This is a genomic window from Bauldia sp., from assembly GCF_020442045.1.
Lineage (GTDB): Bacteria > Pseudomonadota > Alphaproteobacteria > Rhizobiales > Kaistiaceae > Bauldia.
Map to the genome: position 1 here is coordinate 26,195 of NZ_JAGRLA010000083.1, position 24,578 is coordinate 50,772.

Sequence of the window (24,578 nt, forward strand, 5' to 3'; positions counted from 1 at the left end):
CAGATCCAACTCCAGGGCAGACTGGCGCGGAAAGAACGCCGGGCGGCCCGAACAATCCGACATGCAAGTCCGTGGGCGAGTGGATATCATGGGCAACCGCAGAAGCTCAAGGCGAGTCGATTAAATGCCGTATGACCTGATTTTGAGGAATGGCCGGATCCTGGACCCCTCGCAGGATCTGGACAAGACAGCAGACATTGCGTTCGCCGGCGGCCGGGTGGCCGCGATTGGCGACAATCTCGTTCCCGATTCCGCGACCGATGTCCGCGACGTATCGGGGAAGATCGTCTCGCCCGGCTTCATCGATCTGCATACCCATGTCTATTGGGGCGGCACGTCCCTTGGTATCGACGCCGACGCGGTTGCGCGGACCAGCGGCGTCACGACCTCCGTCGACGCCGGCAGCGCCGGCGCGGGCAATTTCGCGGGATTCCGCAAGCACGTCATCGAGCCGAGCGAAACCCGGATCCTCGCCTATCTGCACATCTCCTTTGCCGGCATCTACGCCTTTTCGAATCGGATCATGGTCGGGGAAAGCGATGACATGCGCCTGATGGCGCCCGCCGACGCGCTCGAGGTTGTCGAGGAAAACCGCGACGTGCTGGTCGGCATCAAGGTGCGCGTCGGCCGCCACGCCAGTGGCGACTCCGGCATCGCGCCGCTCGACATCGCCCTGCAGCTCGCGGAAGAGGTGAACATGCCGCTGATGGCGCATATCGACGAGCCGCCACCCACCTATGACGAGGTGCTCGCGAAACTCAGGCCGGACGACGTTCTCACCCACTGCTTCCGCCCCTTCCCGAATACCCCGGTGACCGGACAGGGAGCGGTGAAGGACTCCGTCATCGCAGCCCGCGAACGCGGCGTCCGTTTCGATGTCGGCCATGGCATGGGTTCTTTCGCCTTCGCAACCGCGCGGGCGATGCTCGCCGGAGGCTTCATGCCGGACACCATCTCGTCGGACCTGCACAAGCTCTGCCTCGAGGGGCCGGCGATCGACCAGGCCGTGACCATGTCGAAATTCCTCTGCCTCGGCGTGCCGCTCGAAGAGGTCATCCGCGCCTCGACCATCAATGCGGCGAAGATCATGCGGCGTGACGACCTCGGCACGCTGCGTCCGGGCGCTCTCGGCGACGCCACCATCTATACCGTCGAGGAAGGGCGCTTCGACTATCATGACGTGGTCGGCGAGGTGCTGACCGGCGACCGGAAGATCGCGTCGAGCGGAATCGTGCTCGACGGCCGCTGGTGGCACCCGACCTGAACCATCCTCGGGCGCCCCACCGGCAAGCGCCGGGATTTTCGGTTGCGGCCTGACGTCCCGTGGTCTTGAACGATTTGCGCAGTCCGGGGAGAAGAAAGATGAGCGGCATCTATTCCGACATTCTCGGCACCGTCGGCAACACGCCGGTGGTGAGGATCAACAAGCTGGCGCCGGAGGGAATCGACCTCTTCGCCAAGATCGAGGCCTTCAACCCGATGGGCTCGGTCAAGGACCGCCTGGCCCTTGGCGTCATCGAGGCGGCGGAACGCGACGGTTCGCTGAAGCCCGGCCAGACCGTCATCGAGGCGACGAGCGGCAATACCGGCATCGGCCTCGCGATGGTCTGCGCCCGGAAGGGCTATCCGCTTGTCGTGACCATGGCGGAGAATTTCAGCGTCGAGCGCCGCAGGCTGATGCGCTTCCTTGGCGCCAGGGTCATCCTGACGCCGGCCTCCGAAAAGGGGTCCGGCATGCTGGCCAAGGCGGTCGAGCTCGCCACGAAGCACGGCTGGTTCCTCTGCCGCCAGTTCGAGAACGAAGCGAATGCCGACATGCATTCGCGGACGACCGCGCCCGAGATCCTGCGCGATTTCGACGGCCGGCGGCTGGACTACTGGGTGACCGGCACGGGCACCGCCGGGACCCTGAAGGGCGTCTCGCGGGTCCTCAAGAAGGAGCGGCCGGACATCAGGATCGTGGTCTGCGAACCGGACAATGCGCCGATCATCGCCAGCGGCATCCCCCAGCAATTCGCGCCGGACGGTTCGCCCGCGGTCAGCCATCCCCATTTCCGCCCCCACCTGATGCAGGGCTGGACGCCGGATTTCATCCCCAGGCTCGCCAACGACACCATCGCCGCGGGTCTCATCGACGAGGTCGCACCGATCAAGGGCAACGATGCCCTTAAATACGCCAGGTTGCTCGCGACCGAGGAAGGCATCTTCTGCGGCATCTCGGCCGGCGCCACCTTCGCCGGTGCGATGCAGATCGCGGAGAAGGCGCCGAAGGGCACCGCAATCCTCTGCATGCTTCCCGACACTGGCGAACGCTATCTCTCGACGCCCCTTTTCGAGGACATCCCCGTCGAGATGACCGAGGAGGAGATGGATATCGCGGCGTCGACTCCGCGGTTCCGGTTCGACATGCAGGCGCCCGCCGCCGCCCGGCCCGAGGCCGCCCGGCTCGACGAGCCTTCCACCGACGCGACGGAGTTCGTCGAAAAGGTGGTCGGCTCGAACGAACAGCCGGTCGTGCTGTTTGCACTGGAGTGGTGCGAATTCTCGTGGTCGATCCGCAAGATGTTCGCGGAGATGGACATCCCCTACCGGTCGGTCGACCTCGATTCGGTGGAGTACCAGAAGGACAATCGCGGCGGCGACATCCGTGCCGCACTTCGCGAGCGCATCGCGACACCCACCATCCCGCAGATATTCGTCGGCGGCGAGCATATCGGCGGATGCACCGAGACGCTCGACGCCTTCAACAAGGGGTATCTTCAGGACCTGCTGACCAGGAACGGCATCGCATTCAAGGCAATGGAGGTCGACGCCTATTCCTATCTGCCGAAATGGGTCCATCCACGCTGAGGCGTGTCAGCCGCCCTTTCAGCCACCACGAAGCCCCGCCAGCCGGTCGAGCGCGCCCTGGAGGATGTAGGCGGCGGCCATCTTGTCGACGACCGCGTCGCGGCGCTTGCGGCTGGCATCAGCCTCGAGCAGGGTGCGGGTCACCGCGGCCGTCGACAGCCGCTCGTCCCACAGGGCGACCGGCAGGTCGGTGATCGGGCCGAGGTTGCGGACGAAGGCGCGCGTCGCCTGCGCCCGCGGGCCCTCCGAGCCATCCATGTTGACCGGGAGCCCGAGGACCAGCGCGACCGGCGCGAAAGGCGCGATCCGCTCCATCATCTCGCGCGCATCGGCAGTGAATTTCGTCCGCCTGACGACCGACAGCGGCGTCGCGATCCGGCGCCCCGGATCGGAGGTGGCGATCCCGATGGTCTTGGTGCCAAGATCGAGACCGACCAGCGCGCCGGCAGGCGGAAGGATCGTGGCGAGCTCTTCGATCGCAAGGGGGCCGGAGGGAGTGACCATCCCGGTCTATTATCGTGCCCCTTTCGACTTGTCGCTCCCCGATTGGCGGGCGGTCGGAGCGGCACCGCCTCGGGAAATATGGAGCAGACGATGAAACTCACCTGGTTCGGCCATTCGGCCTTTCGCATCGATATCGACGGCGCGGCGATCATGATCGACCCGTTCCTCGCCAACCCGACCTTCACGGGCGACCACCCGACCGCCTATCGCGGTGCGACGCATGTGGTCCTCACCCATGGCCATGACGACCATACCGGCTCGACGGTCGAAATCTGCCAGGCGACCGGCGCGATGCTGATCGCGAATTTCGAGCTCTGCAACTATCTCGCCGACAAGGGCGTTGCCGGGGTCAGCCCGATGAATACCGGCGGCACGGTGGATTTCGGCGCCTTTTCGGTGTCATTCGTGCCCGCTTGGCACTCGTCGGGAACCGTCGTGGACGGCAGGCCGATCTATCTCGGCAATCCCTGCGGTGTGGTGATCGCGGCGCCGGGAGAGAAGACCCTCCTCCATATGGGCGATACCGATATCTTCACCGACATGGCGCTGACCAACGAAATCTACGGGCCGAAGATCGGCATCGTTCCGATCGGCGACCGCTTCACGATGGGGCCGAAGCTGGCGGCGATGGCCTGCCAGCGCTTTTTCAGCTTCGAGACGGTGATCCCCTGCCACTACGGAACCTTTCCGCTGCTCCACGGAACAGCCGGGGACTTCGTTGCCCGCATGGAGGATTCGACGACCGAGGTCGTCGTCCCGGAGCGTGGGGTAGCGATTGAATTATAAGGGAAGTTGGCGCGGCGGTCAGAACGGCTGCCGCGCCCGGAATCGGCTTATCCAGGCCGATATTGCTGAATGCGCGTCGTCCGCAGGCCGGCAAGGCCATGGTCGTCGATCGACTGCTGCCAGGAGAGGAACTCCTCGACGGTCAGGGTATAGCGGCTGCAGGCTTCCTCGAGACTGAGAAGGCCGCCGCGCACGGCTGCGACAACTTCCGCCTTACGGCGAATTACCCAGCGTTTTGTGTCTCGCGGCGGAAGATCTGCGATCGTCAGTGGGCTCCCATCGGGCCCGATCACGTACTTCACACGCGGACGAAGCTGTTCGGTCATTCTACTCTCACACTTGATCCTGACCCGTCCAGCAGCCAGACTAGGCGCGCGGCTTTAAAATTTGGCTAAGTGGCAGGCAACAAATCGGTAAGATTTGTAAAGGCTTGGGAAAAACGACCGGGCGTCTTGCGCCGCGATGCCTTGAAGATGGCACGATCGCGACTATAGTCCGGTATTCTTGAACGCGGCGCCGGCGGTTGCGCGTCCGCCAACGCAAGCAGACAGATGCGTACAAGCCTTGACCTTCCCGGCAGCCCGGACCGGACCCGCGTTGTCGTCGCGATGTCCGGTGGCGTCGATTCATCGGTTGTCGCCGGCCTCCTGAAGAAGGCGGGCTACGACGTCGTCGGCGTGACGCTGCAGCTCTACGACCACGGCGAGGCGACCCATCGCAAGGGTGCCTGCTGCGCCGGCCAGGACATCCACGATGCCCGGCGGGTGGCTGAAACGCTGGGTATTCCGCATTACGTGCTCGACTACGAAGAGCGGTTCAAGGAAGCGGTGATCGACCCCTTCGCCGACAGCTATGCGGCCGGCGAGACGCCGGTGCCCTGCATCGCCTGTAACCAGACGGTGAAGTTCGCGGACCTCCTCGGCACCGCGGAACGGCTGGGCGCCGACGCACTGGCGACGGGCCACTATGTGCGTTCCGAGCAGCACGGCGACCATCGCGCCCTTTACCGCCCGGTCGATCTCGACCGCGACCAGAGCTATTTCCTGTTCGCCACCACCCCCGCGCAACTCGACTTTCTGCGCTTCCCGCTCGGCAACATGACCAAGGCCGAGACCCGCGAGGCGGCACGTTCCTTCGATCTGCCGATCGCGGAGAAGTCAGACAGCCAGGACATCTGCTTCGTCCCGAGCGGCGGCTATGCCGACGTGATCCGCAAGCTCAAGCCCGGCGCCGCCGAGCCCGGAGAGATCGTCCATATCGACGGTCGCGTGCTCGGTCGCCACGAAGGCATCATCAATTACACGATCGGCCAGCGCCGCGGCATCGGCATCGCGCTCGGCAAGCCGCTCTATGTCGTTCATCTCGACCCCGAGGGACGGCGGGTCATCGTTGGCCCGCGCGAAGCCCTGGAGACGGGCCGCCTCCATCTGCGTGGGGTCAACTGGCTGGGCGACACGCCGCTCGCGGAAATCCCCGCCGGGGGGATCGAGCTCCATGCCCGCGTTCGCTCCACCAGGCCGCCAATGCCCGCCCGGCTCTTCATCGAGGACGGCAAGGTCCATGTCGATCTCGTCGCCGGCGAAGCCGGCGTCGCGCCGGGCCAGGCCTGCGTCTTCTACGACAGCGACGGCGCTGGCGCCCGCGTGCTGGGTGGTGGATGGATCGAACGCTCCGAACACGACGCGGAATCCGAAACCGCCCTGAGGAAGCTCGTCAGCCGGGATCGGGCCGTCGCCGCGCTCTAGGGGGAGAGGGGAAGCATGGCCGAGTCATTGCCCGATTCCGGACGATCCGGCGGCCAGCAATCGGCCGGCGCGGCCCTCGCCGACCTTCAGGATTCGCACATCATCGCCGCCTATGCGCGCTGGGCGCCGTTCTATGATCGCTTCTTCGGCGCCTTCACTGCCAGCACCTGTCGGATCACGCTGGCCGAGATGAACCGCCTGCCGCCAAGCCGCGTGCTGGAGGTGGGGGTCGGCACCGGCATTTCCCTGCCCCGCTACGACCGCAAGCACCGGATCGTCGGCATCGACCTGAGCCGCGACATGCTCGACCGCGGCCGCAAGCGGGTCGCCGAGGAGAAGCTCGACAATGTCGAGGCGCTGATCGAGATGGACGCCGAGAATCTGAGCTTCGACGCGGGCTCCTTCGACGCGGCGATGGCGATGTTCGTGATGAGCGTCGTGCCGGATCCCGACCGCGTGCTCTCCGAGATCGCCCGAGTGGTGCGGCCCGGCGGGCATGTCATTCTCGTCAACCATTTCTCGGCCGAAAAGGGGCCGCGCGCCTGGGTCGAGCGCTGGATGTCGCGTTTCTCGGCGCGGCTCGGCTGGCGGCCGGAATTCCCGATCGAGCAGGTCCTCGGCCGGCCGGAACTGAAACTGGTCGGCCGGCGCCCCGCCAAGGCCTTCGACCTGTTCACGCTGCTTGTCTTCGAACGGATCTAGCTCGGCGCGGACCGCTGGTCGCTAGTGGATCTCCGGCTCGGGCGTCGGCGTGGTGCCGGCCAGGAAGTCGAAGTCGCAGCCCTTGTCGGCTTGCTGGATATGATCGGCGAAAAGCCGGTTATAGCCGCGCTGATAGGTGCGGTCCGGAGGCACCCATTCCCCCAGGCGACGGGCGATTTCCGATTCCCGGACCTCGAGCTCCAGCGACCGCCGCTCGACATCGACGCTGATCAGGTCGCCGTTGCGGACCGCCGCCAGCGGCCCGCCGACATAGGCTTCCGGAGCAACGTGCAGGATGCAGGCTCCGTAGCTCGTGCCGCTCATCCGGCCATCGGAGATCCTCAGCATGTCGCGCACGCCCTGCTTGAGGAGCTTGCGCGGAATCGGCAGCATCCCCCATTCCGGCATGCCCGGCCCGCCGACCGGCCCGGCATTCTGCAGGACCAGGACATGGTCGGGCGTGACGTCGAGGTCGTCCCGGTCGATCGCCGCCGCCATCTCGTTATAGTCGCGGAAGACGAGCGCCGGTCCGGAATGCTTGAGGAGCCGTGGCTCGGCCGCCGCCGGCTTCATGACCGCGCCGCCGGGCGCCAGGTTGCCGCGCAGCACCGCCATCCCGAGTTGCGACGAGACCGGACTGTCCAGCGGACGGATCACGTCGGAATTGTAGACCCTGGCACCGGCGATGCCGGTGCCGAGATCGGCGCCGGTCACGGTCAATGCCGAAAGGTCCAGCTTGCCGCGCAATTCGGCGAGCAACGCCGGCAGGCCACCCGCATAGTAGAAATCCTCCATCAGGAACTCGCCTGACGGCCGGATATTGGCGAGCACCGGAACCTCCCGCGCGGCCTTGTCGAAATCCTCGAGATCCAGATCGATACCGGCCCGCCCCGCCATGGCGACGAGATGGATGATCGCGTTGGTCGAGCCGGCCAGCGCCATCTGCACGACCAGAGCGTTGTCGAATGACGCGCGGCTGAGGATGTCGGACGGCTTGAGGTCTTCGCCGATCATCTCGACGATCCGCCGGCCGCAGGCCGTCGCCATCCGGGCGTGGCCGGCATCCGCCGCCGGAATCGACGACGCGCCCGGCAGGGTCATGCCCAGGCTCTCGGCCAGCGACATCATGGTCGAGGCGGTGCCCATGGTCATGCAGGTGCCGAAGCTGCGGGCGATGCCCGCCTCCATCGACCGCCATTCGTCCTCGGTGATCTTGCCCGCCTGCTTCTCCGCCCAGTATTTCCAGACGTCGCTGCCCGAACCGAGAACCTGTCCCTGATAGTTGCCGCGCAGCATCGGGCCGGCGGGCATGAAGATCGTCGGCAGATCCATGCTGATCGCGCCCATCAGGGTTCCCGGCGTGGTCTTGTCGCAGCCGCCCATCAGCACGACGCCATCGACCGGATGCGACCGCAACAGCTCCTCGACCTCCATCGCGAGCAGGTTGCGATAGAGCATCGTCGTCGGCTTGACGAAGGTCTCCGACAGCGACAGCGCCGGAAGCTCGACCGGAAAACCGCCGGCCTGCCACACGCCGCGCTTCACCTCCTCGGCGCGCTCGCGAAAATGGGCATGGCAGGGCTGAAGGTCCGACCATGTGTTGATGATGGCGACCACCGGCTTGCCCATGAAATCCTCATAGGCATAGCCCATCTGCAGCGTCCGCGAGCGATGGCCGAAGGCGCGAAGGTCGCTCGCCCCGAACCAGCGCGCGCTGCGCAGGCCGCCGTGTTTCTTCTCCTCACTCATGTCGGACGCCCATCCTGCCTCAGGAGTCGCTCGACCGCTGCCAGATGTTGATCCCGCCGTCGGTCGCCAGCTTGTCGATCTCAGCCAGTTCCTCGGCACTGAAAGCGGAATTGTCGAGTCCCTTGACGAGGTCGGTGATCTGCTCCGGCCGGCTCGCGCCGATCAGCGCGGTGGTGACCCGCGGATCACGCAGGACCCAGGCGATCGCCATTTGCGCCAGTGACTGGCCGCGCCGCTCGGCGACCTTGGCCAGGCCGCGGATCGCGGCCAGGTTCTGGTCGCTGAGGAAGCCCTCGCGCCACGACGCGGCGCCCTTCCCGGCCCGGCTCTCTTCCGGGATGCCGGAGAGATATTTGTTGGTCAGCAATCCCTGGGCGAGCGGCGAGAAGCAGATGCAGCCGATGCCTTCCCGTTCCAGCATATCGAGCAGGCCATCCGCCTCGATCCATCGGTTCAGCATCGAATAGCTCGGCTGGTGGATCAGGCACGGCGTGCCGAGATCGCGGAGGATCTTCGCCGCCTCGGCGGTCCGCTTCGCATTGTAGGACGAGATGCCGGCATAGAGGGCCTTGCCCTGGCGTACGGCCGTATCGAGCGCGCCCATCGTTTCTTCGAGCGGCGTGTCGGGATCGACCCGATGCGAATAGAAGATGTCGACATAGTCGAGCTTCATCCGCTTGAGGCTCTGGTCGAGGCTCGACAGCAGGTATTTGCGGCTGCCCCACTCGCCATAGGGCCCCGGCCACATCAGGTAGCCGGCCTTGGTCGAGATCACCAGCTCGTCGCGATAGCCGCGGAAGTCGGTGGCGAGGATTTCGCCGAAATGCTCCTCGGCGGAGCCGGGAGGCGGCCCATAATTGTTGGCGAGATCGAAGTGGGTGATGCCGTTGTCGAAGGCGGTGCGGCACATCGCGCGCGCGTTCCCGGCAAGGGCGTCGTGACCGAAATTGTGCCAGAGGCCGAAAGAGATCTCCGGAAGTTGCAGGCCGCTGCGGCCGGTGTGCCGGTATTTCATCCGCTCATAGCGGTCTTCCGACGGTTGATAGCTCATGGTTTCCCCCGGGATGGTTTCTTCGGGCAGGCCCGTCCGTGTGAAGGGACAGGTATGGCGGCATTGGCAGGCACTCGGCAATAGCCACGGTGTGCCGGACACCGTTTTCGTGACGGTCGCTGCCGGACCGCCCCGAGAGTTGACGCTTGCCGGCGCCTTTCGGATAAGGACGCCACCATTATGGCGCGCCGCGACCGGCGCCCGCAACGTTGCTGGGGGATTGCATGAGTTCAATGTTTGACCTGACCGGCCGGATCGCGCTGGTGACCGGATCGAGCAAGGGCATCGGGCTCGCCCTTGCCGAGGCAGTGGCCGGGGCCGGGGCCGAGGTCGTCGTCAATTCGCGGAACCCCGACGAGCTCGAGGCGACCCGCGTCAAGCTCGCCGACGCCGGCCACAAGGCCCACGCCTATGCCTTCGACGTCACCGACCAGGACGCGGTCGTCGACAATATCGAGCGGATCGAGGCCGAGGTCGGTCCGATCGACATCCTCTTCAACAACGCCGGCATCCAGTACCGGTCGCCGCTCGAGGATTTCCCGGCCGAGGCGTGGCGAATGGTGATGAGCGCCAATCTCGACAGCGTCTTCTTCGTCGGCCAGGCGGTGGCGAAGCACATGATCCCGCGCGGCCGCGGCAAGATCATCAACACCTGCTCGCTCGGCAGCGAGATCGCCCGCGGCACCATCGCGCCCTACACCGCGGCCAAGGGCGGCGTGAAGATGCTGACCAAGGGGATGTGCGTCGACTGGGCGAAGCACGGCCTGCAGGTCAACGGCATCGGCCCGGGCTACTTCAAGACCGAGCTCAACCGCGCTCTCTACGAGGATCCGAAGTTCGACGCCTGGGTCAAGCAGCGCACGCCGGCCGCCCGCTGGGGCGAGCTCGACGAGCTCAAGGGCGTCGCCGTCTTCCTCGCCTCGGACGCGGCCGGCTTCGTCAATGGCCACATCGTCTATGTCGACGGTGGCCTGGTCAGCGCCCTCTAGAACGAATTTCCCCGACGGCTCCGGCCGCCCTCACGCCGACCGCTGGAAGATGAGGACGCCGGCAAGGACAAGCAGGATGGCGACGATCCGCATCGGATCGAAGCTGTGGCCCTGATAGCCGGCGAGCCCGGTCCAGTCGATGACCGTCGCCATGATCATCTGCCCGGCGATCACCGCGCCGAACAGCGTCGCCGCGCCGAGCGCCGGGGCGATCCACAACGTGCCGATGACGAAGAGAAATCCGATCGAGCCGCCGATCCACAGATACCAGGGCATGGCTCCGATCACCGCCCATTGGATGGTCGGCCGGTTGAACACGACGTAGAGGGAGCAAAGCAGGAAGGACACCATGATCGACAGGAAGGCGGCGACCACCGGGCTGCCGAGCCGCCGCGCGACTTCCGCGTTGAGGATCGGCTGAAGGGCCACGGTGCCGCCAACGCCGAGCGCAGCCAGCAGAAACGGGATTTTGTGCAAAGAAAGACCTCCTGCGGACAGGCTCCGGCTCATCGCCAGCCGACGACGCCCTGTTGTTTCATGCTTTCGATTTCGTCCTCGGGATAGCCGACTTCGAGGAGAATGGCACGGGTATGTTCGCCGAGGAGCGGTGACGCCCGGTCATAGTCAAGCGGCGACTCCGACATCGTGATCGGCGTGCGGACGGACGGCACCGTTCCGCCGCCGCCATGCGGCAGGTCGAGACGCATCGCCCTGTGGACGACTTGCGGGTCGTCGAATACCTGCTCGATCGTGTTGATCGGTCCGGCAGGCACGCCGACCGCCTCGAGTTCGTGGATCAGCGCGTCGGAGGTATGCCTGGCCGTAAGGGCCGCGAGGATCGCCACCAGGGCCTCGCGATGGGCGACCCGGGCCGGATTGCTCGCATAGTCGGGATCGTCGGCCAGGTCCTCGGCGCCGAGCATCGCGACGAAGTTCCTGAATTGCACGTCATTGCCGACCGCCACGATGACGTGCCCGTCGCTTGTCGGAAAGGTCTGATAGGGCACGATATTCGGATGGGCGTTGCCAAGCCGGCGCGGCGAGACGCCCGAAACCAGATAGTTCATCGCCTGGTTGGCGAGCACGCCGACCTGGCTGTCGAGCAGCGCCATGTCGAGATATTGCCCCCTGCCGGTCTTTTCGCGATGGGCGAGCGCCGCCTGGATTCCGATCACCGTGTAGAGCCCGGTGAAGATATCCGCGAAGGCGACGCCGCACTTGACCGGCCCGCCATCCGCCTCCCCGGTCAGGGCCATGACGCCGCCCATCCCCTGGATGATGAAATCATAGCCGGGCCGGTTGGCGTAAGGGCCGTCCTGGCCGAAGCCGGTAATCGAGCAATAGACGAGGCGCGGATTGATCCGGCTGAGCGAGCCGTAGTCCAGGCCGTATTTCGCCAGCCCCCCGACCTTGAAATTCTCGATGACGACATCCGCCTGCTTGACCAGCCGGCGAACGGCTTCGACTCCCGCCGGCATCCGGAAATCGATGACGATCGACCGCTTGCCGCGGTTGGTCGAATGGAAATAGGCGGCGTCGGTCGTCCCGTCGGCATTCTCGACGACGGGCGGCCCCCAGCGCCGCGTCTCATCGCCGGCCGGGCTCTCGACCTTGATGACGTCGGCGCCGAGATCGGCGAAGAGCTGCCCGGCGAAGGGGCCGGCGAGGACGCGAGCCAGTTCGACGACCTTCAATCCGGCTAACGGCGGCGCCATCGTCAGCCCCGCCGGTCAGGAGAATGCCTGGATACCGGTCTGCGCCCGTCCGAGGATGAGCGCATGGATGTCATGCGTCCCCTCATAGGTGTTGACCGTCTCGAGGTTCAGCATGTGGCGGATGACGTGGAATTCGTCGGCAATGCCGTTGCCGCCGTGCATGTCGCGCGCAAGCCGGGCGATCTCCAGCGCCTTGCCGGCGTTGTTGCGTTTGACCAGGCTGATCATCTCGGGCGCCATGCGGCCCGCGTCGAACAGCCGTCCGACGCGGAGAACCGCCTGCAGACCGAGCGCGATTTCGGTCTGCATATCCGCGAGCTTCTTCTGGACAAGCTGGTTGGCGGCCAGCGGCCGGCCGAACTGCTTGCGGTCGAGCACATACTGGCGCGCCCTGTGCCAGCAGTCCTCGGCCGCGCCCATCGCCCCCCAGGCGATGCCGAAGCGCGCCCGGTTGAGGCAGCCGAAGGGACCGCCGAGACCGGACGCATCGGGCAGCAGATTGGCCTCGGGAAGCTCGACACCGTCCATGACGATCTCGCCGGTGATCGAGGCACGCAGCGACGCCTTGCCCTCGATCTTCGGCGTCGACAATCCCTTCATGCCGCGCTCGAGCAGGAAGCCGCGAATTCGGCCGCCATGGGCTTCGGACTTCGCCCAGACCACCAGCACATCCGCGATCGGCGAATTGGTGATCCAGGTCTTCGTGCCGAAGAGACGGTAGCCGCCATCGACCTTCTCCGCCCGCGACTCCATCGCGCCGGGATCGGAACCGTGGTTCGGTTCGGTCAGGCCGAAGGCGCCGACGATCTCTCCCGATGCGAGGCGCGGCAGGAACCGCTGACGCTGCTCCTCGCTGCCATAGGCATGGATCGGATGCATGACCAGCGACGACTGGACGCTGAGCGCGGACCGGTAGCCTGAATCGACCCGTTCGACCTCGCGTGCGATCACTCCGTAGGACACGTAGCTCGCGCCGGCACCGCCGTAATCGACCGGAATCGTCGCCCCGAGCAGGCCGAGTTCTCCCATTTCGCTGATGATTTCGCGATCGAAACGTTCGTCGCGAAACGCGCTCAGCACCCGCGGCAGGAGCTTCTCCCGCGCGTATGCACGCGCCGTGTCCTGCACCAGCCGCTCCTCCTGATCGAGTTCGCTGTCGAGGGAAAGCGGATCGGCCCAATCGAAGGCGGGCTTGCTCTCGGAAATGTCCATCTTGTCGGAAATGCTTCTCTCAGAGTGGCCGGGATCGGGGAATCGTAGCGAAAAGCGTCCCTGCCCGCTCGTGCCCATTTTCCCCGGCCAGACCCATAGCACTCCCCTGCCCCATCGGAAACCGGCGTCTCATCCGCGCACTCCGGGGACAGATTGGACTTATCCCGGAGCAATACCTTAGACAGGTTCTAAATATATGATTTTACTTGCATAAATGCCTGACGCTCCATATCTCGAATAGTGTGAACACAGTCGGCCGGCCTTGAACCGGCACGAAGTGAGGAGAATCCCCTATGTCCCCTGTCGCGCCGATCTGGCGTCGGTTCCTTGTCGCCTGCCTTGCCCTTGCTCCGACCGCGGCCCTGGCCGATGGCGAGGTCAATCTCTACACCACCCGCGAGCCCGGCCTCGTGCGGCCGCTCCTGGACGCCTTCACCAGGGAAACCGGAGTCGCGGTCAATACGGTCTTCGTCAATACCGGCCTGCCGGAGCGCCTGCTGGCGGAAGGCGAAAACTCGCCCGCCGACGTGTTGATGACCGTCGATTTCGGCAACCTCGCCGACCTCGTCGAAGCCGGCGTCACGCAACCGATCGCCTCGGCCGTGCTCGACAGCGTGGTTCCCGGGAACCTGCGCGATCCGGAAAAGCGCTGGTATGCGCTGTCGCTGAGGGCGCGCGTCCTCTACGCCTCGAAGGACCGCACCGACATCGAAAGCTTCACCTATGAGGACCTCGCCGACCCGCGATGGGCCGGCAAGGTCTGCATTCGCTCGGGGCAGCACCCCTACAACATCGCGCTGATCGCCGCCTATATCGCCCATCACGGCGAAGAGGCGGCCCGTACCTGGCTCGAGGGCGTCAAGGCCAACCTCGCGCGCCAGCCCGGCGGCGGCGATCGCGACGTCGCGCGGGATATCCTCGGCGAGATCTGCGATATCGGCGTCGGCAATTCCTACTATGTTGGCCTGATGCGCAGCGGCGCCGGAGGCCCCGATCAGGAAGAATGGGGCAATGCCATCCACGTCGTTCTGCCGACATTCGAGGATGGCGGCACCCATGTGAACATCTCCGGGGCGGCGATCGCCAAACATGCACCCAACCAGGAAAACGCGATCCGCCTGCTCGAATTTCTCGTCTCCGAAGAGGCCCAGGAAATTTACGCCCAGGCGAATTTCGAATACCCGGTGAGGGCCGGCGCGGCCGTCGACCCGATCATCGCGGCGCTCGGCACGCTCTCTCCCGACGAGACCCCGGTCAGCGAGATCGCTTCACACCGCAAGGCGGCGAGCGAACTGGTCGACGAGGTCGGCTTCAACGACTGAGGAAGGCAAGACGGCCGGTGTCCGCCACAGCCGCCACGTTCGGGCATTCCGCCGCCGCGCTGAAGCGCGGCGGCGCGCGTGGCTGGCTGATCGCATCGGCTGTCGCGGCGGTGCTGGTCGCCGCGCCGATCATCGCCCTCGTGGCGATCGCCACGCGGGGATCGGGCGACGTGTGGGTCCATCTCCTGACCCACGTATTGCCGACCGCCACGCTGAACACCATGCTGCTGCTGGCCGGGGTCGGCGCGTTTGTCGTCTTCATCGGCGCCGGCGCCGCCTGGCTGGTGACCGCCTACGACTTCCCCGGGCGCCGGATCCTCGACTGGGCGCTGCTCCTGCCGCTCGCCGTACCGACCTACATCGTCGCTTACGCCTATCTCGACCTCCTCCATCCGATCGGGCCGATCCAGTCGGCGATCCGCGCGGTCCTCGGCTTCACCAGCCCCAGCCAGCTCCGCCTCCCCGAGATCCGATCGATCGGCGGCGCGATCATCCTGCTCGGCTTCGTGCTCTATCCCTATGTCTACCTGTCGACCCGCGCGTTGTTCCTGATGCAGGCGGCCGGACTGCTCGACGCGGCGCGGACGCTCGGCGCCGGGAGATACGGGGTCTTCTTCCGAGTCGCCCTTCCCCTCGCGCGGCCGGCGATCGCCATCGGCGCGAGCCTCGCGCTGATGGAGACGCTCAACGACGTCGGCGCCTCCGAGTTCCTCGGCGTCCGCACCCTGACGCTCTCGATCTATTCCACCTGGATCAACCAGTCGAACCTGCCGGGCGCGGCGCAACTCGCACTGGTCATGCTGGCGGTTGTCGTCCTGCTCGTCGTGATCGAACGCCGGGCCCGGCGCGGACAGCGCTTTGCCGGCCGCTCACAGCGCACCGCGCCGGCCGCCCGCCAGCGTCTCACCGGTGCAAAGGCCGCCCTCGCGCTGATCCTCGGCCTCATTCCGGTTCTCATCGGCTTCGGCGCGCCGGCGATCCACCTCCTCATCCGGGCGATCCATCGCATCGACTTCGCCGGGTTGTCGGGGACCATCGTCAACGAGGCGGCCAACACGGTTGGCGTCTCGGCTGCCGCCACCGCCATCGCGGTCGGGCTTGGACTCGTGGTTGCCTATGGCGCGCGGCTTGACCCCGGACGCCTCGGCGGCGTGCTCCTTCGCGTGGCAAGTCTCGGCTACGCCCTTCCCGGTACCGTCATCGCCATCGGCCTGCTGTCGCCGCTGGCCGGGCTCGACAATCTCGTCGATGGCATCAGCCGCGGCATGCTTGGTGTCTCGACCGGACTTCTCCTCTCCGGCTCGGCGGCGGCACTGATCTATGCCTATGTCACGCGTTTCCTTGCCGTTTCGGCCGGGGGCGCGGATGCCGGCCTCAGCAAGGTCTCCGTCACCCTCGACCACAGCGCCCGCACGCTGGGCGAGACCGCGACGGGGACGCTTCGACGGATCCACCTGCCACTGATCCGACCGGCGCTCGGGGCCGCGGCCATCCTCGTCTTCGTCGATTGCATGAAGGAACTGCCGGCGACGCTGCTGCTGCGCCCGCTCAATTTCGAGACGCTCGCCACCCATCTCTATGGCGAGGCGGCGCGCGGCACTTACGAGGACGGCGCGGTGGCAGCGCTTGCCATCGTCCTGGTCGGCCTCCTTCCCGTCATCCTCCTGGCGCGGCTCAGCGGCCCGACCATCCTCCGGCAAGGAAGGCTTGACAGTTGACCTCGATCAATGCTCCGGCCCATCACAGGCCCGACGGACGTATTGCACCGGAGGCGGCCGAATGGCCGAGGGAGCCGGCTGGACAGGTTATCGCGCTGAGGAAACCCTCCGCAAAGATGGATCAGGCGCTGCGCCAGGAACAGGCGGACACGGAGCGGCTTGCCGATCCCGATCGCTCGTCGCTGCCGACGCCCGCGGCGCGGCCGGCACTGCTTGTCGACGACCTGTCGCTTGCCTTCGGGGCGATCAGGGCGGTGGATTCGGTGTCATTCTCGGCCGCGCCAGGCGAGATCGTCGCCCTGGTCGGCCATTCCGGCTCCGGCAAGTCGACGCTGCTGCGGTTGATCGCCGGGCTCGACCGCCCCGATGCCGGCCGGGTGGTGATCGACGGGCGCGAAGTGTCGGGACCCGATGCATTCGTGCCGCCGGAAGCCCGCGGTATCGGCATGATGTTCCAGGACTATGCCCTCTTCCCGCACCTCAGCGTGTTGAAGAACGTGCTCTTCGGACTGCGCCGTCTGCGCGCGGAGGAGGCGATGGCACGGGCGCGGACGGCGCTCGACCGGGTCGGGCTTCGCCACCGCGAGAACGACTTCCCCCACATGCTGTCGGGCGGCGAGCAGCAGCGCGTGGCGCTCGCCCGCGCGATGGTGCCGGGACCGGGCCTCCTGATGATGGACGAGCCATTCTCCAACCTCGACCGGCGGACCCGCGACGTCATCCGGGAGGAAACCTCCGGGGTCTTGCGGGAAAGCGGTACGACGACGCTTGTCGTCACCCATGACGCCGACGACGCGATGCGTATCGCCGACCGCATCATGATGATGCAGGGCGGAAGGATCGTGCAGAGCGGCAATGCCGAGGATCTCTACAAGCACCCGCGATCGCTGCAGGTCGCCCGCTTCTTCTGCGAGCTCAACGAGATATCCGGCACCTGCGGAAACGGCGTCGTTTCGACACCGCTCGGCGACGTTTCGGCGCCGGAGATCGCCGAGGGCGCCGCCGCGACGGTCTGCCTGCGTCCGAAGGAAATCCGCCTCTTCGCGCCGTCGCCCGGCGATCGGACCGGCACTGTCATCTCCGGCCAGTGCCTCGGAGATTCCGTCCTGGTTCACCTCGCGGTGCCGGAGCTGGATCGGCCGCTGCGCGTCGTGGTGCCGGCGACGGACGCACCGGCGCCCGGCCAGACCGTCGGCTTCGCGGCCGGGAACGTGCTGGTCTTCCCCGCGAACTAGCGCGGCTCGGCCGCGGCTATGCTGCCGATCTCACGACCGAATTCGCCGAGATATTTGCGGAACCATACCGAGTAGCGCCCGGGCTCCGCGGCGATGTCCTCCCGGATCTCCTCGGGACCGAGCCAGCGCCAGTCCTCGACCTCGCCGGGATTCGGATGCGGTTCGCCTTCGTACCGGCCGCCGAAGACATGGACGAGCTCGTTCTCGATCAGGCCGTTGGAGACCTCCGCCCGATAGTGGACGGTGAAGAGCGCCGTCAGCGGACAGGTAATGCCCATCTCCTCCTCGAGGCGGCGGACGGCGGCGAATTCGACCGCCTCGCCCGGACGCGGGTGGCTGCAGCAGGTATTGGTCCACAGCCCGCCCGAATGATACTTCGCGGCCGCGCGCTTCTGGAGGAGAAGGCTGCCGTCGGCGCGCGCGACGATGACCGACAGCGCGCGATGGAGCCTCCCGGCGCGATGGGCGTCGAGCTTGTCGAAGGTTCCGATCTCCCGGTCGGTCTCATCGACCAGGATGACGCGATCGCTGTCGGTGGAAACCATGTGTCCCCGTGATCAATTCGCAGGAAGGCTGACGACCCATGCCACGCCGAGGATGCCGGCGAGCACGGCGCTTATATACCAGCCGCGGCGAAGTGCAGCCGCGGAATGGCTGATGAGCCGATCAATGATCGTCGCGGCGAGCAATACCGCGCCGATCGCGATGCCCGGAAAGAGCAGCTTCGGATCGTTGCCGAGATAGACCGGCGTCAGGGCCAGCAGCACGATCGTCACCGCGAAGCATATCCACGTCACGGCCAGCGACCGGTCTACGCCGAGCTGATGGGCGAGTCCCTTGATCCCGAAGGCGGTATCGCCCTCGATGTCGGGGATGGTGTTGGCGAGGTTGAGGGCGAGCGCGATCAGCACGCCGAGCGGAAAGCTGACCAGCAGCACGGGCGTGAAGCTGCCCGCCGCGAGAAAGCCCCAGACCGGCAGGGCGGGGATGCCGACGCCATAGGGCGCCCAGCTGAACAGCGTGTCCTTGAGCCAGAGATCATAGGCAAGCCCGACCGCCAGCACCAGAAGCGCGACCAGCATCACCGGCTGGCCGAAGAGCGCGGACAGGACGACACCGGCCACCGCCGCGACCGCCGAGATGACGAACGCCGTTCGCGGCGCGAGATCGCCCCGGACGAGAGGCTTCTCGGGCCGCGACGTCCGGTCGAGCTCGACATCGAGGAAATCGTTCATGCCACCGACGGCGGCCGACACGAGGAAGATCGACAGGGCGAGCAGCAGCGCGGGCCAGATTTCCCAGGCGCGCGCGGCGATCAGGTAGAAGACGAAGCCGGCCGCCGCATTCATCACCGCCGGGAAGAGATGGATGACGAAGACCGCGCCCCTCGCCCTCCGGCGAAGCGGCGACAACTCCGAATTGCGGCTTTCCGCCTCATGCATCCGGCTGCCCCCGATCCGTCCGATCGCCGCCGAGACACCGTTGTTTTTCAGGCATTTGCCGATCCATCCCCGTGAGATAGTGTGCGCGACAGCGCGCCCGGGGAATCACCGATGATCCCCGCCACGACAAAGGGAAAGACAGTAATCCGCAGCATGGCAAGCATCGTCTCGGTCGGCACCGCCGTCCCGCCTCACCTCATGCCCCAGGACATGGCGAAGCATCTCGCAGGTGAACATTTTCGCCCGCACATAGCCAACGTCGAAAAATACCTCGCCGTCTTCACCTCCGCGCTCGTCGATCAGCGCTATTTCTGCGTCGAGGCGGACTGGTTCGGCCGCGACCACACCCTCGCCGACAAGAACCGGCTCTATCTCGCCTGGGCCGAACGCCTCGCCATCGAGGCGATCGAAAAGGCCATCGCCGGATCCGACGTCGACCTCGGCGATATCGATCATTTCATCTTCGTCTCCTCGAGCGGCATCGCGACGCCGAGCCTCGACGTCCTGATCATGAACAAGCTCGGCTTCCACCCCAATGTCCGGCGCATGCCGCTCTTCGGGCTCGGCTGCGGCGGTGGCGCCGCCGGCCTGGCGCTCGGCGCCAGGATGGCCGGCGACGACGACAAGACGACCGTGCTCCTCGTCGCGGTCGAGCTCAATTCCCTGACCTTCCAGCGCGACGACTTCGCCAAGTCGAACCTGGTGGCGGCGAGCCTGTTCGGCGACGGCGCCGCGGCGGTGCTGATCCGCGGCGGAGCCGACGGGCCGATCAACGTCCTGAAGAGCACGACGCTGCTTCGTCCGCGCACCAACAACCTGATGGGTTGGGAATTCGTCGACAGCGGCTTCCGCGTCGTCTTCTCGCGAAGGGTTCCCGATACGATCCGCAACATGATGCCGGAATCGATCGAGAACACGCTGGCCGACGCCAGTGTCGGGATCGACGACATCGCGAGCTTCGTCTTCCACCCCGGCGGCACCCGCATTCTGGAGGCTTACCAGAAGGAACTCGGCCGCGGGCCGACCGATTTCCGGGCGAGCTATGCCGTGCTCAGCCAGTTCGGCAACATGTCGAGTGCGACGGTGCTCTTCGTCCTCGACGACGAAATCCGCAACAGCCCGCACAAATCCGGCGACTACGGGCTGCTCGCCGCCTTCGGCCCCGGCTTTTCCGCAGAGACAAGCCTCTTGCACTGGGCATAGAGGGGCAGGCAAAGCTATCCTGCGCCGGGGCATCCATCCGGCCGAGGGAGGCAGCATGAGCAAGGTATTCGTCATCGCCCAGGGGGGCGGTCCGACCGCAGTGATCAACCAGACGGTGGCCGGCGCCGCGCTCGCCGCCCGCGAGCGCTATCCCGGCTCCCGGATACTGGGCGCCCGCCACGGCGTCCGCGGCATCGACCGCGACGACTATGTCGACCTGTCGACGATTTCCGAGACCGAGCTGATGCGCTTCGCCAACACGCCGAATTCCGGCCTCGGCTCGACGCGCGACAAGCCCGACGCCACCTATTGCCAGCGCGTGCTCGCCGGGCTCGACAAGGTGGGCGCCAGCGCCTTCATCTATATCGGCGGCAACGACACCTCGGGCACGCTCGACCTGCTCGACAAGTCCGCCGGCGACCATATCCATTTCATCCATGCGCCGAAGACGATCGACAACGATCTCGTCGAGAACGACCATACGCCCGGCTTCATGTCCGCGGCGCTCTTCGTCGCCAATGCCTTCCTCTCCGTCGACCTCGACTTCCGCGCCATGCGCGGCGTCTATGTCGGCATCGTGATGGGGCGCCATGCCGGCTTCCTGACCGCCTCGGCGGCCGCCTGGCGGCGCGACGAGACCGACGGGCCGCACCTCGTCTATGTCCCGGAAGTGCCCTTCACCGAAGGGCGGCTGATCGACGACATCCGCGCCACCCTCGACAAGCATGGGCGCTGCGTCATCGCCATGTCGGAGGGGGTCCAGACCGCCGACCACAAGCCGCTCGCCGAGAGCCTGATCCCGGCCCATCTCCACGAGCGCGACGCCCACGGCAACCTGCAGCTTTCCGGCGGCGATCTCGGCCTCGCCCTCCAGGAGGCGATCAAGGACGACCTGCCGGGGGTCCGCGCCCGGGTCGACACCTTCGGCTACCTGCCGCGCGGCTTCATCGGCGCGATCAGCGCGATCGACCAGGCCGAGGCTTTCGCGATCGGCCGTTTCGCCGTGGAGAGCCACGAGGCCGGAAGCGGCTCCGTCGCCCAGACATACGAGGACGGCCGCACGGTCCTGAGGATGGTGCCGCTCGCCGCGGTGGCCAACAGGACCAAGACCATGCCCGCCGACTTCCTGACGGCGGAGGGCAACCACCTGACCGAGACCGGCCTCGCCTATTTCCGCCGCCTGCTGCCGCCCCGCCCCGACGCCTGGACGCCCTTCGTCTGAAGGGGGCCGCATTCGGCCGGACGTCACCACTTTCCAATCCGGCGAGGACGATCCCTCAGCCGCTCGTCCCCGCGCAAGCGGGGACCCAGGCTGGGTTCATTGCAGGCGGAGGCTGGATGGTCTTCTGCACCTGCCTCCTCGCCGGCCGACGCCGCCGCCGTCTAGACCGGCGGGCAGATGTAGTTGATGAAGGCCGTCGCGTCGAAGCGGGAATCGAGCATGCCGTATGTGGTTCGCCACGGCTTGCCGAGCCGGGTCTCGAGGAAGGCATCGGCGATCACCGCGGGGAAGCGGCGGCGGAGCGAGGCGGCCGCGACCGTCATCGCCAGCTGCTCGGTGAGGATGCGCGCCGAGCCCTCGTCGGCGAGCGCCACGGCGGCGGCGGCGCGCAGCACGTTGAGCGTCGACTTGGCGGTGCCGCCAAGCGCATCCTCGATATTGGCAAGCACCGCCTCCAGCGGCTCGGAGGACTTCCGCATCACCCCCATCACCTCGAGGCACATGAGGTTGCCCGGCCCTTCCCAGACGGCGTGGAAAGGCGCCTCGCGATAGACGCGCGGCAGCTTGCTTTCCTCGACATAGCCATTGCCGCCGAGGCATTCCATCGCCTCGGCGATCAGCGCCGGCGCGATCTTGGCGACCCAGTATTTGGCGGCTGGCGTCATCAGCCGGGCGAAGGCCGCCTCGGCCGGGTCGTTGGCGGCGCGATCGTAGGATTCGGCGAGGCGGAAGGCGAGCGCCGCCGCGGCAACCGCGTCGAGCGCCATATCCGCGATGACCCGGTTCATCAGGGGCTGTTCGAGCAGCACCTCGCCGAAGGCCTCGCGATAGCGGGCGTGGTGGACCGCCTCGGCGAGGGCGATGCGGATCAGCCCGGCCGAAACCACCGTGCAGTCAAGGCGGATCAGGGTCTGCATGTCCTGGATCGCGGCGAGGCCGCGGCCAAGCTCGCCGATCAGCAAGCCGGTCGCGCCGTCGATCTCGGCCTCGGCGGTGGCGCTGGAACGGTTGCCGAGCTTGTCCTTGAGCCGCATCAGCCGGATACGGTTGCGGGCCCCGCCGGGCAGGGCGCGCGGCACCAGGAAGCACGAGACCCCCTCGCGGGTCCTGGCCAGGGTGACGAAGGCGTCGCTCATCGGCGCCGACAGGAACCACTTGTGCCCGGATATCCGCCAGGTGCCGTCTCCGACATCCTCCGCCCGGCTGGTCGTCGCCAGCAGGTCGCTGCCGCCCTGCTTCTCGGTCAGCGCGACACCGATGCCGACGCCCTTCTTCTCCTGCATGGGGCGGGCCGAGGAATCGTACTGGCGGGACCGGATCCTGGGCAGCCACTCGCCGGCAATGTCCGGCGCATGGGCGAGCGCGGCGACCGAGGCATTGGTCATGATCGGCGAAACCAGATGGCCGGCCTCCGCCTCGGCGGTCATGTACAGGCGCGCCGCGCGGGCAAGCGAGCGGACGCTCGATTCGGCGTTGGTCGCGTCCCAGATCGAGGCATGCATGCCGGCGGCGATGCTGCGCCGCATCAGCGCGTGATAGGCGGGATGGAATTCCACCGAATCGATCCGCACGCCATTCGGATCGAAGGCCTTGAGGAGCGGCGGATTGGCATTGGCGATCCGGCCGAGCTCGAAGGTCTCGGGCGTACCCCAGGTCTGGCCGTGGGCGGCGAGCTCGTCGAGGATGGAATTCGGCATCCCCTCGACCAGGGCCGAGAGCGCCGGGTCGGACGTGAACAGGTTGACGCCGAGCAAGGGCGGCGCCTGGTTGACGACATCATGCGTGCCGACGGCCGAATTCAATGGAAACTCCCGCGCCCCGCAGCGGCAAGCCGCGATTCTCTGTGGCTACACTATCACGACGCCGCGAACCAAGCTTGCCCGGGCGGCCGACTCTGCCTATAGGAATGGCTTTAATGAACGCGCCCCCGCCCCCCACCGCGATTGCCCTTCCGAGCCGGCATCTGTTGGGAATCGAGGGGATGTCGGCCGACCAGATCGTCGGCCTGCTCGACCTCGCCGAGGAGGCGGTCGAGGTCAGCCGCCAGATCGAGAAGAAGAAGTCGGTCCTCAGGGGCCGCACCCAGATCAACCTCTTCTTCGAGGCCTCGACCCGCACCCAGTCCTCCTTCGAGCTCGCCGGCAAGCGGCTCGGCGCCGACGTCATGAACATGGCGGTCGCCAATTCCGCCCTCAAGAAGGGCGAGACCCTGATCGACACGGCGATGACGCTGAACGCGATGCGGCCGGATATCCTCGTCGTCCGCCACCACGCCGCGGGCGCGGTCGAGCTGCTCGCCCAGAAGGTCTCCTGCTCGGTGATCAATGCCGGCGACGGGGTCCACGAGCACCCGACCCAGGCGCTCCTCGACGCGCTGACCATCCGCCGCCACAAGGGCGCGATCGACAAGCTGACCGTGGCGATCTGCGGCGACATCGCCCATAGCCGCGTCGCCCGCTCCAACATCATCCTGCTCAATACGCTGGGCGCCCGGGTCCGCGTCGTCGGCCCCTCCACCCTCTTGCCGACCGGGATCGAGCGGATGGGCGTCGACGTCCATACCGACATGCGCTCCGGCCTCGCCGGCGCGGATATCGTGATGATGCTCCGCCTCCAGCGCGAGCGGATGGAGGGCAGCTTCGTCCCCTCGGTGCGGGAATATTTCCACTATTTCGGCCTCGACGAGGAGAAGCTCTCCTTCGCCGGGCCGGACGCGCTGGTCATGCATCCCGGCCCGATGAACCGGGGGGTCGAGATCGACTCGGCGGTCGCCGACGGCAGGCACAGCCTGATCGGCGAGCAGGTCGAGATGGGCGTCGCGGTGCGGATGGCGGTTCTCGAGGCGCTCGCCGCGCACCTGCCCGATGCGTGAGGCGGCGTCCAACACGTTGCTGGCTCAGCGCGGCGGTGACGACCGCCCGGTCGTCTTCACCAATGCCCGGGTGATTGACCCCTCGCGCGATCTCGACGCGGCCGGCGTCGTGGTGGTCGCCGACCGGCGGATCATCGCCGCCGGCCCCGACGCGCGGACCGCCCGCCCGGCCGACGCCGAGATCGTCGACTGCAGGGGCGCGATCGTCGCGCCCGGCATCGTCGACATGCGGGTCTTCGTCGGCGAGCCGGGGGCCGAGCA

The 24,578-nt window shown here is 66.7% G+C and carries 22 protein-coding genes and 1 pseudogene; 13 read left to right on the forward strand and 10 right to left on the reverse strand.

Annotation, left to right across the window (positions count from 1 at the left end; all coding sequences use genetic code 11):
• Nucleotides 1-124 precede the first annotated feature (124 nt).
• Together KDJ86_RS09265 and cysK are read left to right on the forward strand one after the other, a co-directional pair.
• Nucleotides 125-1,264, forward strand: coding sequence for an amidohydrolase/deacetylase family metallohydrolase (locus tag KDJ86_RS09265; RefSeq protein ID WP_291744924.1), 1,140 nt, complete (start codon nucleotides 125-127; stop codon nucleotides 1,262-1,264).
• Nucleotides 1,265-1,362: 98 nt separating this feature from the next.
• Nucleotides 1,363-2,850 (forward strand): cysteine synthase A, encoded by a 1,488-nt coding sequence (gene cysK / locus KDJ86_RS09270; RefSeq protein WP_291744926.1) that lies wholly within the window; start codon nucleotides 1,363-1,365, stop codon nucleotides 2,848-2,850.
• A gap of 18 nt (nucleotides 2,851-2,868) precedes the next feature.
• Here the strand turns inward: cysK and ruvX are convergent, their stop codons facing one another.
• The gene (gene ruvX / locus KDJ86_RS09275; RefSeq protein ID WP_291744928.1) at nucleotides 2,869-3,354 is read right to left on the reverse strand and encodes a Holliday junction resolvase RuvX; all 486 of its coding nucleotides are present in this window, start codon (nucleotides 3,352-3,354) and stop codon (nucleotides 2,869-2,871) included.
• A 90-nt stretch (nucleotides 3,355-3,444) separates the two neighbouring features.
• Between ruvX and KDJ86_RS09280 the strand changes: the two genes are divergently transcribed.
• Nucleotides 3,445-4,140: a metal-dependent hydrolase gene (locus KDJ86_RS09280; protein WP_291744930.1), complete on the forward strand. Its 696-nt coding sequence runs from the start codon at nucleotides 3,445-3,447 to the stop codon at nucleotides 4,138-4,140.
• Between the two features lie 47 nt (nucleotides 4,141-4,187).
• Here the strand turns inward: KDJ86_RS09280 and sciP are convergent, their stop codons facing one another.
• Nucleotides 4,188-4,466, reverse strand: coding sequence for a CtrA inhibitor SciP (gene sciP, locus KDJ86_RS09285; RefSeq protein ID WP_291744931.1), 279 nt, complete (start codon nucleotides 4,464-4,466; stop codon nucleotides 4,188-4,190).
• Nucleotides 4,467-4,691: 225 nt separating this feature from the next.
• Here sciP and mnmA point away from each other — a divergent pair, with 225 nt between their 5' ends.
• Nucleotides 4,692-5,885: a tRNA 2-thiouridine(34) synthase MnmA gene (gene mnmA, locus KDJ86_RS09290; protein WP_291744933.1), complete on the forward strand. Its 1,194-nt coding sequence runs from the start codon at nucleotides 4,692-4,694 to the stop codon at nucleotides 5,883-5,885.
• Nucleotides 5,886-5,900: 15 nt separating this feature from the next.
• Entirely contained in the window at nucleotides 5,901-6,587 is a 687-nt protein-coding gene (locus KDJ86_RS09295; protein ID WP_291744934.1) for a class I SAM-dependent methyltransferase, read from the forward strand.
• Between the two features lie 21 nt (nucleotides 6,588-6,608).
• Here KDJ86_RS09295 and araD read toward each other — a convergent pair whose 3' ends face one another.
• Entirely contained in the window at nucleotides 6,609-8,336 is a 1,728-nt protein-coding gene (gene araD, locus KDJ86_RS09300) for an L-arabinonate dehydratase (protein ID WP_291744936.1), read from the reverse strand.
• Between the two features lie 19 nt (nucleotides 8,337-8,355).
• A complete protein-coding gene (gene mgrA / locus KDJ86_RS09305; RefSeq protein ID WP_291744938.1) occupies nucleotides 8,356-9,387 on the reverse strand; it encodes an L-glyceraldehyde 3-phosphate reductase in 1,032 nt (343 codons plus the stop codon).
• A 224-nt stretch (nucleotides 9,388-9,611) separates the two neighbouring features.
• On the opposite strand from mgrA, the gene KDJ86_RS09310 reads away from it, so the two are divergent.
• Nucleotides 9,612-10,376: an SDR family oxidoreductase gene (locus KDJ86_RS09310; protein ID WP_291744940.1), complete on the forward strand. Its 765-nt coding sequence runs from the start codon at nucleotides 9,612-9,614 to the stop codon at nucleotides 10,374-10,376.
• A gap of 30 nt (nucleotides 10,377-10,406) precedes the next feature.
• Here KDJ86_RS09310 and KDJ86_RS09315 read toward each other — a convergent pair whose 3' ends face one another.
• The 3 genes from KDJ86_RS09315 to KDJ86_RS09325 are packed head-to-tail and all read right to left on the reverse strand — an operon-like array spanning nucleotide 10,407 to nucleotide 13,303.
• On the reverse strand, nucleotides 10,407-10,853 hold the full coding sequence (locus KDJ86_RS09315; RefSeq protein WP_291744942.1) for a DMT family transporter: 447 nt from the start codon (nucleotides 10,851-10,853) through the stop codon (nucleotides 10,407-10,409).
• Between the two features lie 29 nt (nucleotides 10,854-10,882).
• Entirely contained in the window at nucleotides 10,883-12,091 is a 1,209-nt protein-coding gene (locus KDJ86_RS09320; protein WP_291744944.1) for a CaiB/BaiF CoA transferase family protein, read from the reverse strand.
• A 15-nt stretch (nucleotides 12,092-12,106) separates the two neighbouring features.
• A complete protein-coding gene (locus KDJ86_RS09325) occupies nucleotides 12,107-13,303 on the reverse strand; it encodes an acyl-CoA dehydrogenase (RefSeq protein ID WP_291744945.1) in 1,197 nt (398 codons plus the stop codon).
• Between the two features lie 293 nt (nucleotides 13,304-13,596).
• On the opposite strand from KDJ86_RS09325, the gene KDJ86_RS09330 reads away from it, so the two are divergent.
• The 3 genes from KDJ86_RS09330 to KDJ86_RS09340 all read left to right on the forward strand — a co-directional run bounded on the left by KDJ86_RS09330 (nucleotide 13,597) and on the right by KDJ86_RS09340 (nucleotide 17,578).
• Nucleotides 13,597-14,625, forward strand: coding sequence for a Fe(3+) ABC transporter substrate-binding protein (locus tag KDJ86_RS09330; protein WP_291744946.1), 1,029 nt, complete (start codon nucleotides 13,597-13,599; stop codon nucleotides 14,623-14,625).
• 59 nt (nucleotides 14,626-14,684) lie between these two features.
• The gene (locus tag KDJ86_RS09335; RefSeq protein ID WP_521085275.1) at nucleotides 14,685-16,343 is read left to right on the forward strand and encodes an ABC transporter permease; all 1,659 of its coding nucleotides are present in this window, start codon (nucleotides 14,685-14,687) and stop codon (nucleotides 16,341-16,343) included.
• A 116-nt stretch (nucleotides 16,344-16,459) separates the two neighbouring features.
• Complete coding sequence (locus KDJ86_RS09340) at nucleotides 16,460-17,578, forward strand: ABC transporter ATP-binding protein (RefSeq protein WP_291744947.1); 1,119 nt, start codon at nucleotides 16,460-16,462, stop codon at nucleotides 17,576-17,578.
• Here KDJ86_RS09340 and idi read toward each other — a convergent pair.
• Together idi and KDJ86_RS09350 are read right to left on the reverse strand one after the other, a co-directional pair.
• Nucleotides 17,575-18,123 (reverse strand): isopentenyl-diphosphate Delta-isomerase, encoded by a 549-nt coding sequence (gene idi, locus KDJ86_RS09345; RefSeq protein ID WP_291744949.1) that lies wholly within the window; start codon nucleotides 18,121-18,123, stop codon nucleotides 17,575-17,577. The genes KDJ86_RS09340 and idi overlap by 4 nt on opposite strands.
• A gap of 12 nt (nucleotides 18,124-18,135) precedes the next feature.
• The gene (locus KDJ86_RS09350) at nucleotides 18,136-19,020 is read right to left on the reverse strand and encodes a UbiA family prenyltransferase (RefSeq protein WP_291744950.1); all 885 of its coding nucleotides are present in this window, start codon (nucleotides 19,018-19,020) and stop codon (nucleotides 18,136-18,138) included.
• Between the two features lie 153 nt (nucleotides 19,021-19,173).
• Between KDJ86_RS09350 and KDJ86_RS09355 the strand changes: the two genes are divergently transcribed.
• Both KDJ86_RS09355 and KDJ86_RS09360 read left to right on the forward strand, forming a co-directional pair.
• On the forward strand, nucleotides 19,174-20,223 hold the full coding sequence (locus tag KDJ86_RS09355) for a type III polyketide synthase (protein ID WP_291744952.1): 1,050 nt from the start codon (nucleotides 19,174-19,176) through the stop codon (nucleotides 20,221-20,223).
• A 55-nt stretch (nucleotides 20,224-20,278) separates the two neighbouring features.
• A complete protein-coding gene (locus tag KDJ86_RS09360; protein ID WP_291744954.1) occupies nucleotides 20,279-21,445 on the forward strand; it encodes a diphosphate--fructose-6-phosphate 1-phosphotransferase in 1,167 nt (388 codons plus the stop codon).
• A gap of 161 nt (nucleotides 21,446-21,606) precedes the next feature.
• Here the strand turns inward: KDJ86_RS09360 and KDJ86_RS09365 are convergent, their stop codons facing one another.
• A complete protein-coding gene (locus tag KDJ86_RS09365; RefSeq protein WP_291744955.1) occupies nucleotides 21,607-23,247 on the reverse strand; it encodes an acyl-CoA dehydrogenase family protein in 1,641 nt (546 codons plus the stop codon).
• 113 nt (nucleotides 23,248-23,360) lie between these two features.
• Between KDJ86_RS09365 and KDJ86_RS09370 the strand changes: the two genes are divergently transcribed.
• Together KDJ86_RS09370 and KDJ86_RS09375 are read left to right on the forward strand one after the other, a co-directional pair.
• On the forward strand, nucleotides 23,361-24,317 hold the full coding sequence (locus tag KDJ86_RS09370; protein ID WP_291744956.1) for an aspartate carbamoyltransferase catalytic subunit: 957 nt from the start codon (nucleotides 23,361-23,363) through the stop codon (nucleotides 24,315-24,317).
• Nucleotides 24,310-24,578 (forward strand): annotated as a pseudogene (locus tag KDJ86_RS09375) (hypothetical protein); the annotation flags it as partial. The gene KDJ86_RS09370 and the pseudogene KDJ86_RS09375, both read left to right, overlap by 8 nt.

What these genes read in the sequence shown, in the direction of transcription:
- KDJ86_RS09265 (WP_291744924.1), top strand. Translation starts at nt 125, where the DNA reads ATGCCGTATGACCTGATTTTGAGGAATGGCCGGATCCTGGACCCCTCG.
- cysK (WP_291744926.1), top strand. Translation starts at nt 1,363, where the DNA reads ATGAGCGGCATCTATTCCGACATTCTCGGCACCGTCGGCAACACGCCG.
- ruvX (WP_291744928.1), bottom strand. Translation starts at nt 3,354, where the DNA reads ATGGTCACTCCCTCCGGCCCCCTTGCGATCGAAGAGCTCGCCACGATC.
- KDJ86_RS09280 (WP_291744930.1), top strand. Translation starts at nt 3,445, where the DNA reads ATGAAACTCACCTGGTTCGGCCATTCGGCCTTTCGCATCGATATCGAC.
- sciP (WP_291744931.1), bottom strand. Translation starts at nt 4,466, where the DNA reads ATGACCGAACAGCTTCGTCCGCGTGTGAAGTACGTGATCGGGCCCGAT.
- mnmA (WP_291744933.1), top strand. Translation starts at nt 4,692, where the DNA reads ATGCGTACAAGCCTTGACCTTCCCGGCAGCCCGGACCGGACCCGCGTT.
- KDJ86_RS09295 (WP_291744934.1), top strand. Translation starts at nt 5,901, where the DNA reads ATGGCCGAGTCATTGCCCGATTCCGGACGATCCGGCGGCCAGCAATCG.
- araD (WP_291744936.1), bottom strand. Translation starts at nt 8,336, where the DNA reads ATGAGTGAGGAGAAGAAACACGGCGGCCTGCGCAGCGCGCGCTGGTTC.
- mgrA (WP_291744938.1), bottom strand. Translation starts at nt 9,387, where the DNA reads ATGAGCTATCAACCGTCGGAAGACCGCTATGAGCGGATGAAATACCGG.
- KDJ86_RS09310 (WP_291744940.1), top strand. Translation starts at nt 9,612, where the DNA reads ATGAGTTCAATGTTTGACCTGACCGGCCGGATCGCGCTGGTGACCGGA.
- KDJ86_RS09320 (WP_291744944.1), bottom strand. Translation starts at nt 12,091, where the DNA reads ATGGCGCCGCCGTTAGCCGGATTGAAGGTCGTCGAACTGGCTCGCGTC.
- KDJ86_RS09325 (WP_291744945.1), bottom strand. Translation starts at nt 13,303, where the DNA reads ATGGACATTTCCGAGAGCAAGCCCGCCTTCGATTGGGCCGATCCGCTT.
- KDJ86_RS09330 (WP_291744946.1), top strand. Translation starts at nt 13,597, where the DNA reads ATGTCCCCTGTCGCGCCGATCTGGCGTCGGTTCCTTGTCGCCTGCCTT.
- KDJ86_RS09340 (WP_291744947.1), top strand. Translation starts at nt 16,460, where the DNA reads ATGGATCAGGCGCTGCGCCAGGAACAGGCGGACACGGAGCGGCTTGCC.
- idi (WP_291744949.1), bottom strand. Translation starts at nt 18,123, where the DNA reads ATGGTTTCCACCGACAGCGATCGCGTCATCCTGGTCGATGAGACCGAC.
- KDJ86_RS09350 (WP_291744950.1), bottom strand. Translation starts at nt 19,020, where the DNA reads ATGCATGAGGCGGAAAGCCGCAATTCGGAGTTGTCGCCGCTTCGCCGG.
- KDJ86_RS09355 (WP_291744952.1), top strand. Translation starts at nt 19,174, where the DNA reads ATGGCAAGCATCGTCTCGGTCGGCACCGCCGTCCCGCCTCACCTCATG.
- KDJ86_RS09360 (WP_291744954.1), top strand. Translation starts at nt 20,279, where the DNA reads ATGAGCAAGGTATTCGTCATCGCCCAGGGGGGCGGTCCGACCGCAGTG.
- KDJ86_RS09370 (WP_291744956.1), top strand. Translation starts at nt 23,361, where the DNA reads ATGAACGCGCCCCCGCCCCCCACCGCGATTGCCCTTCCGAGCCGGCAT.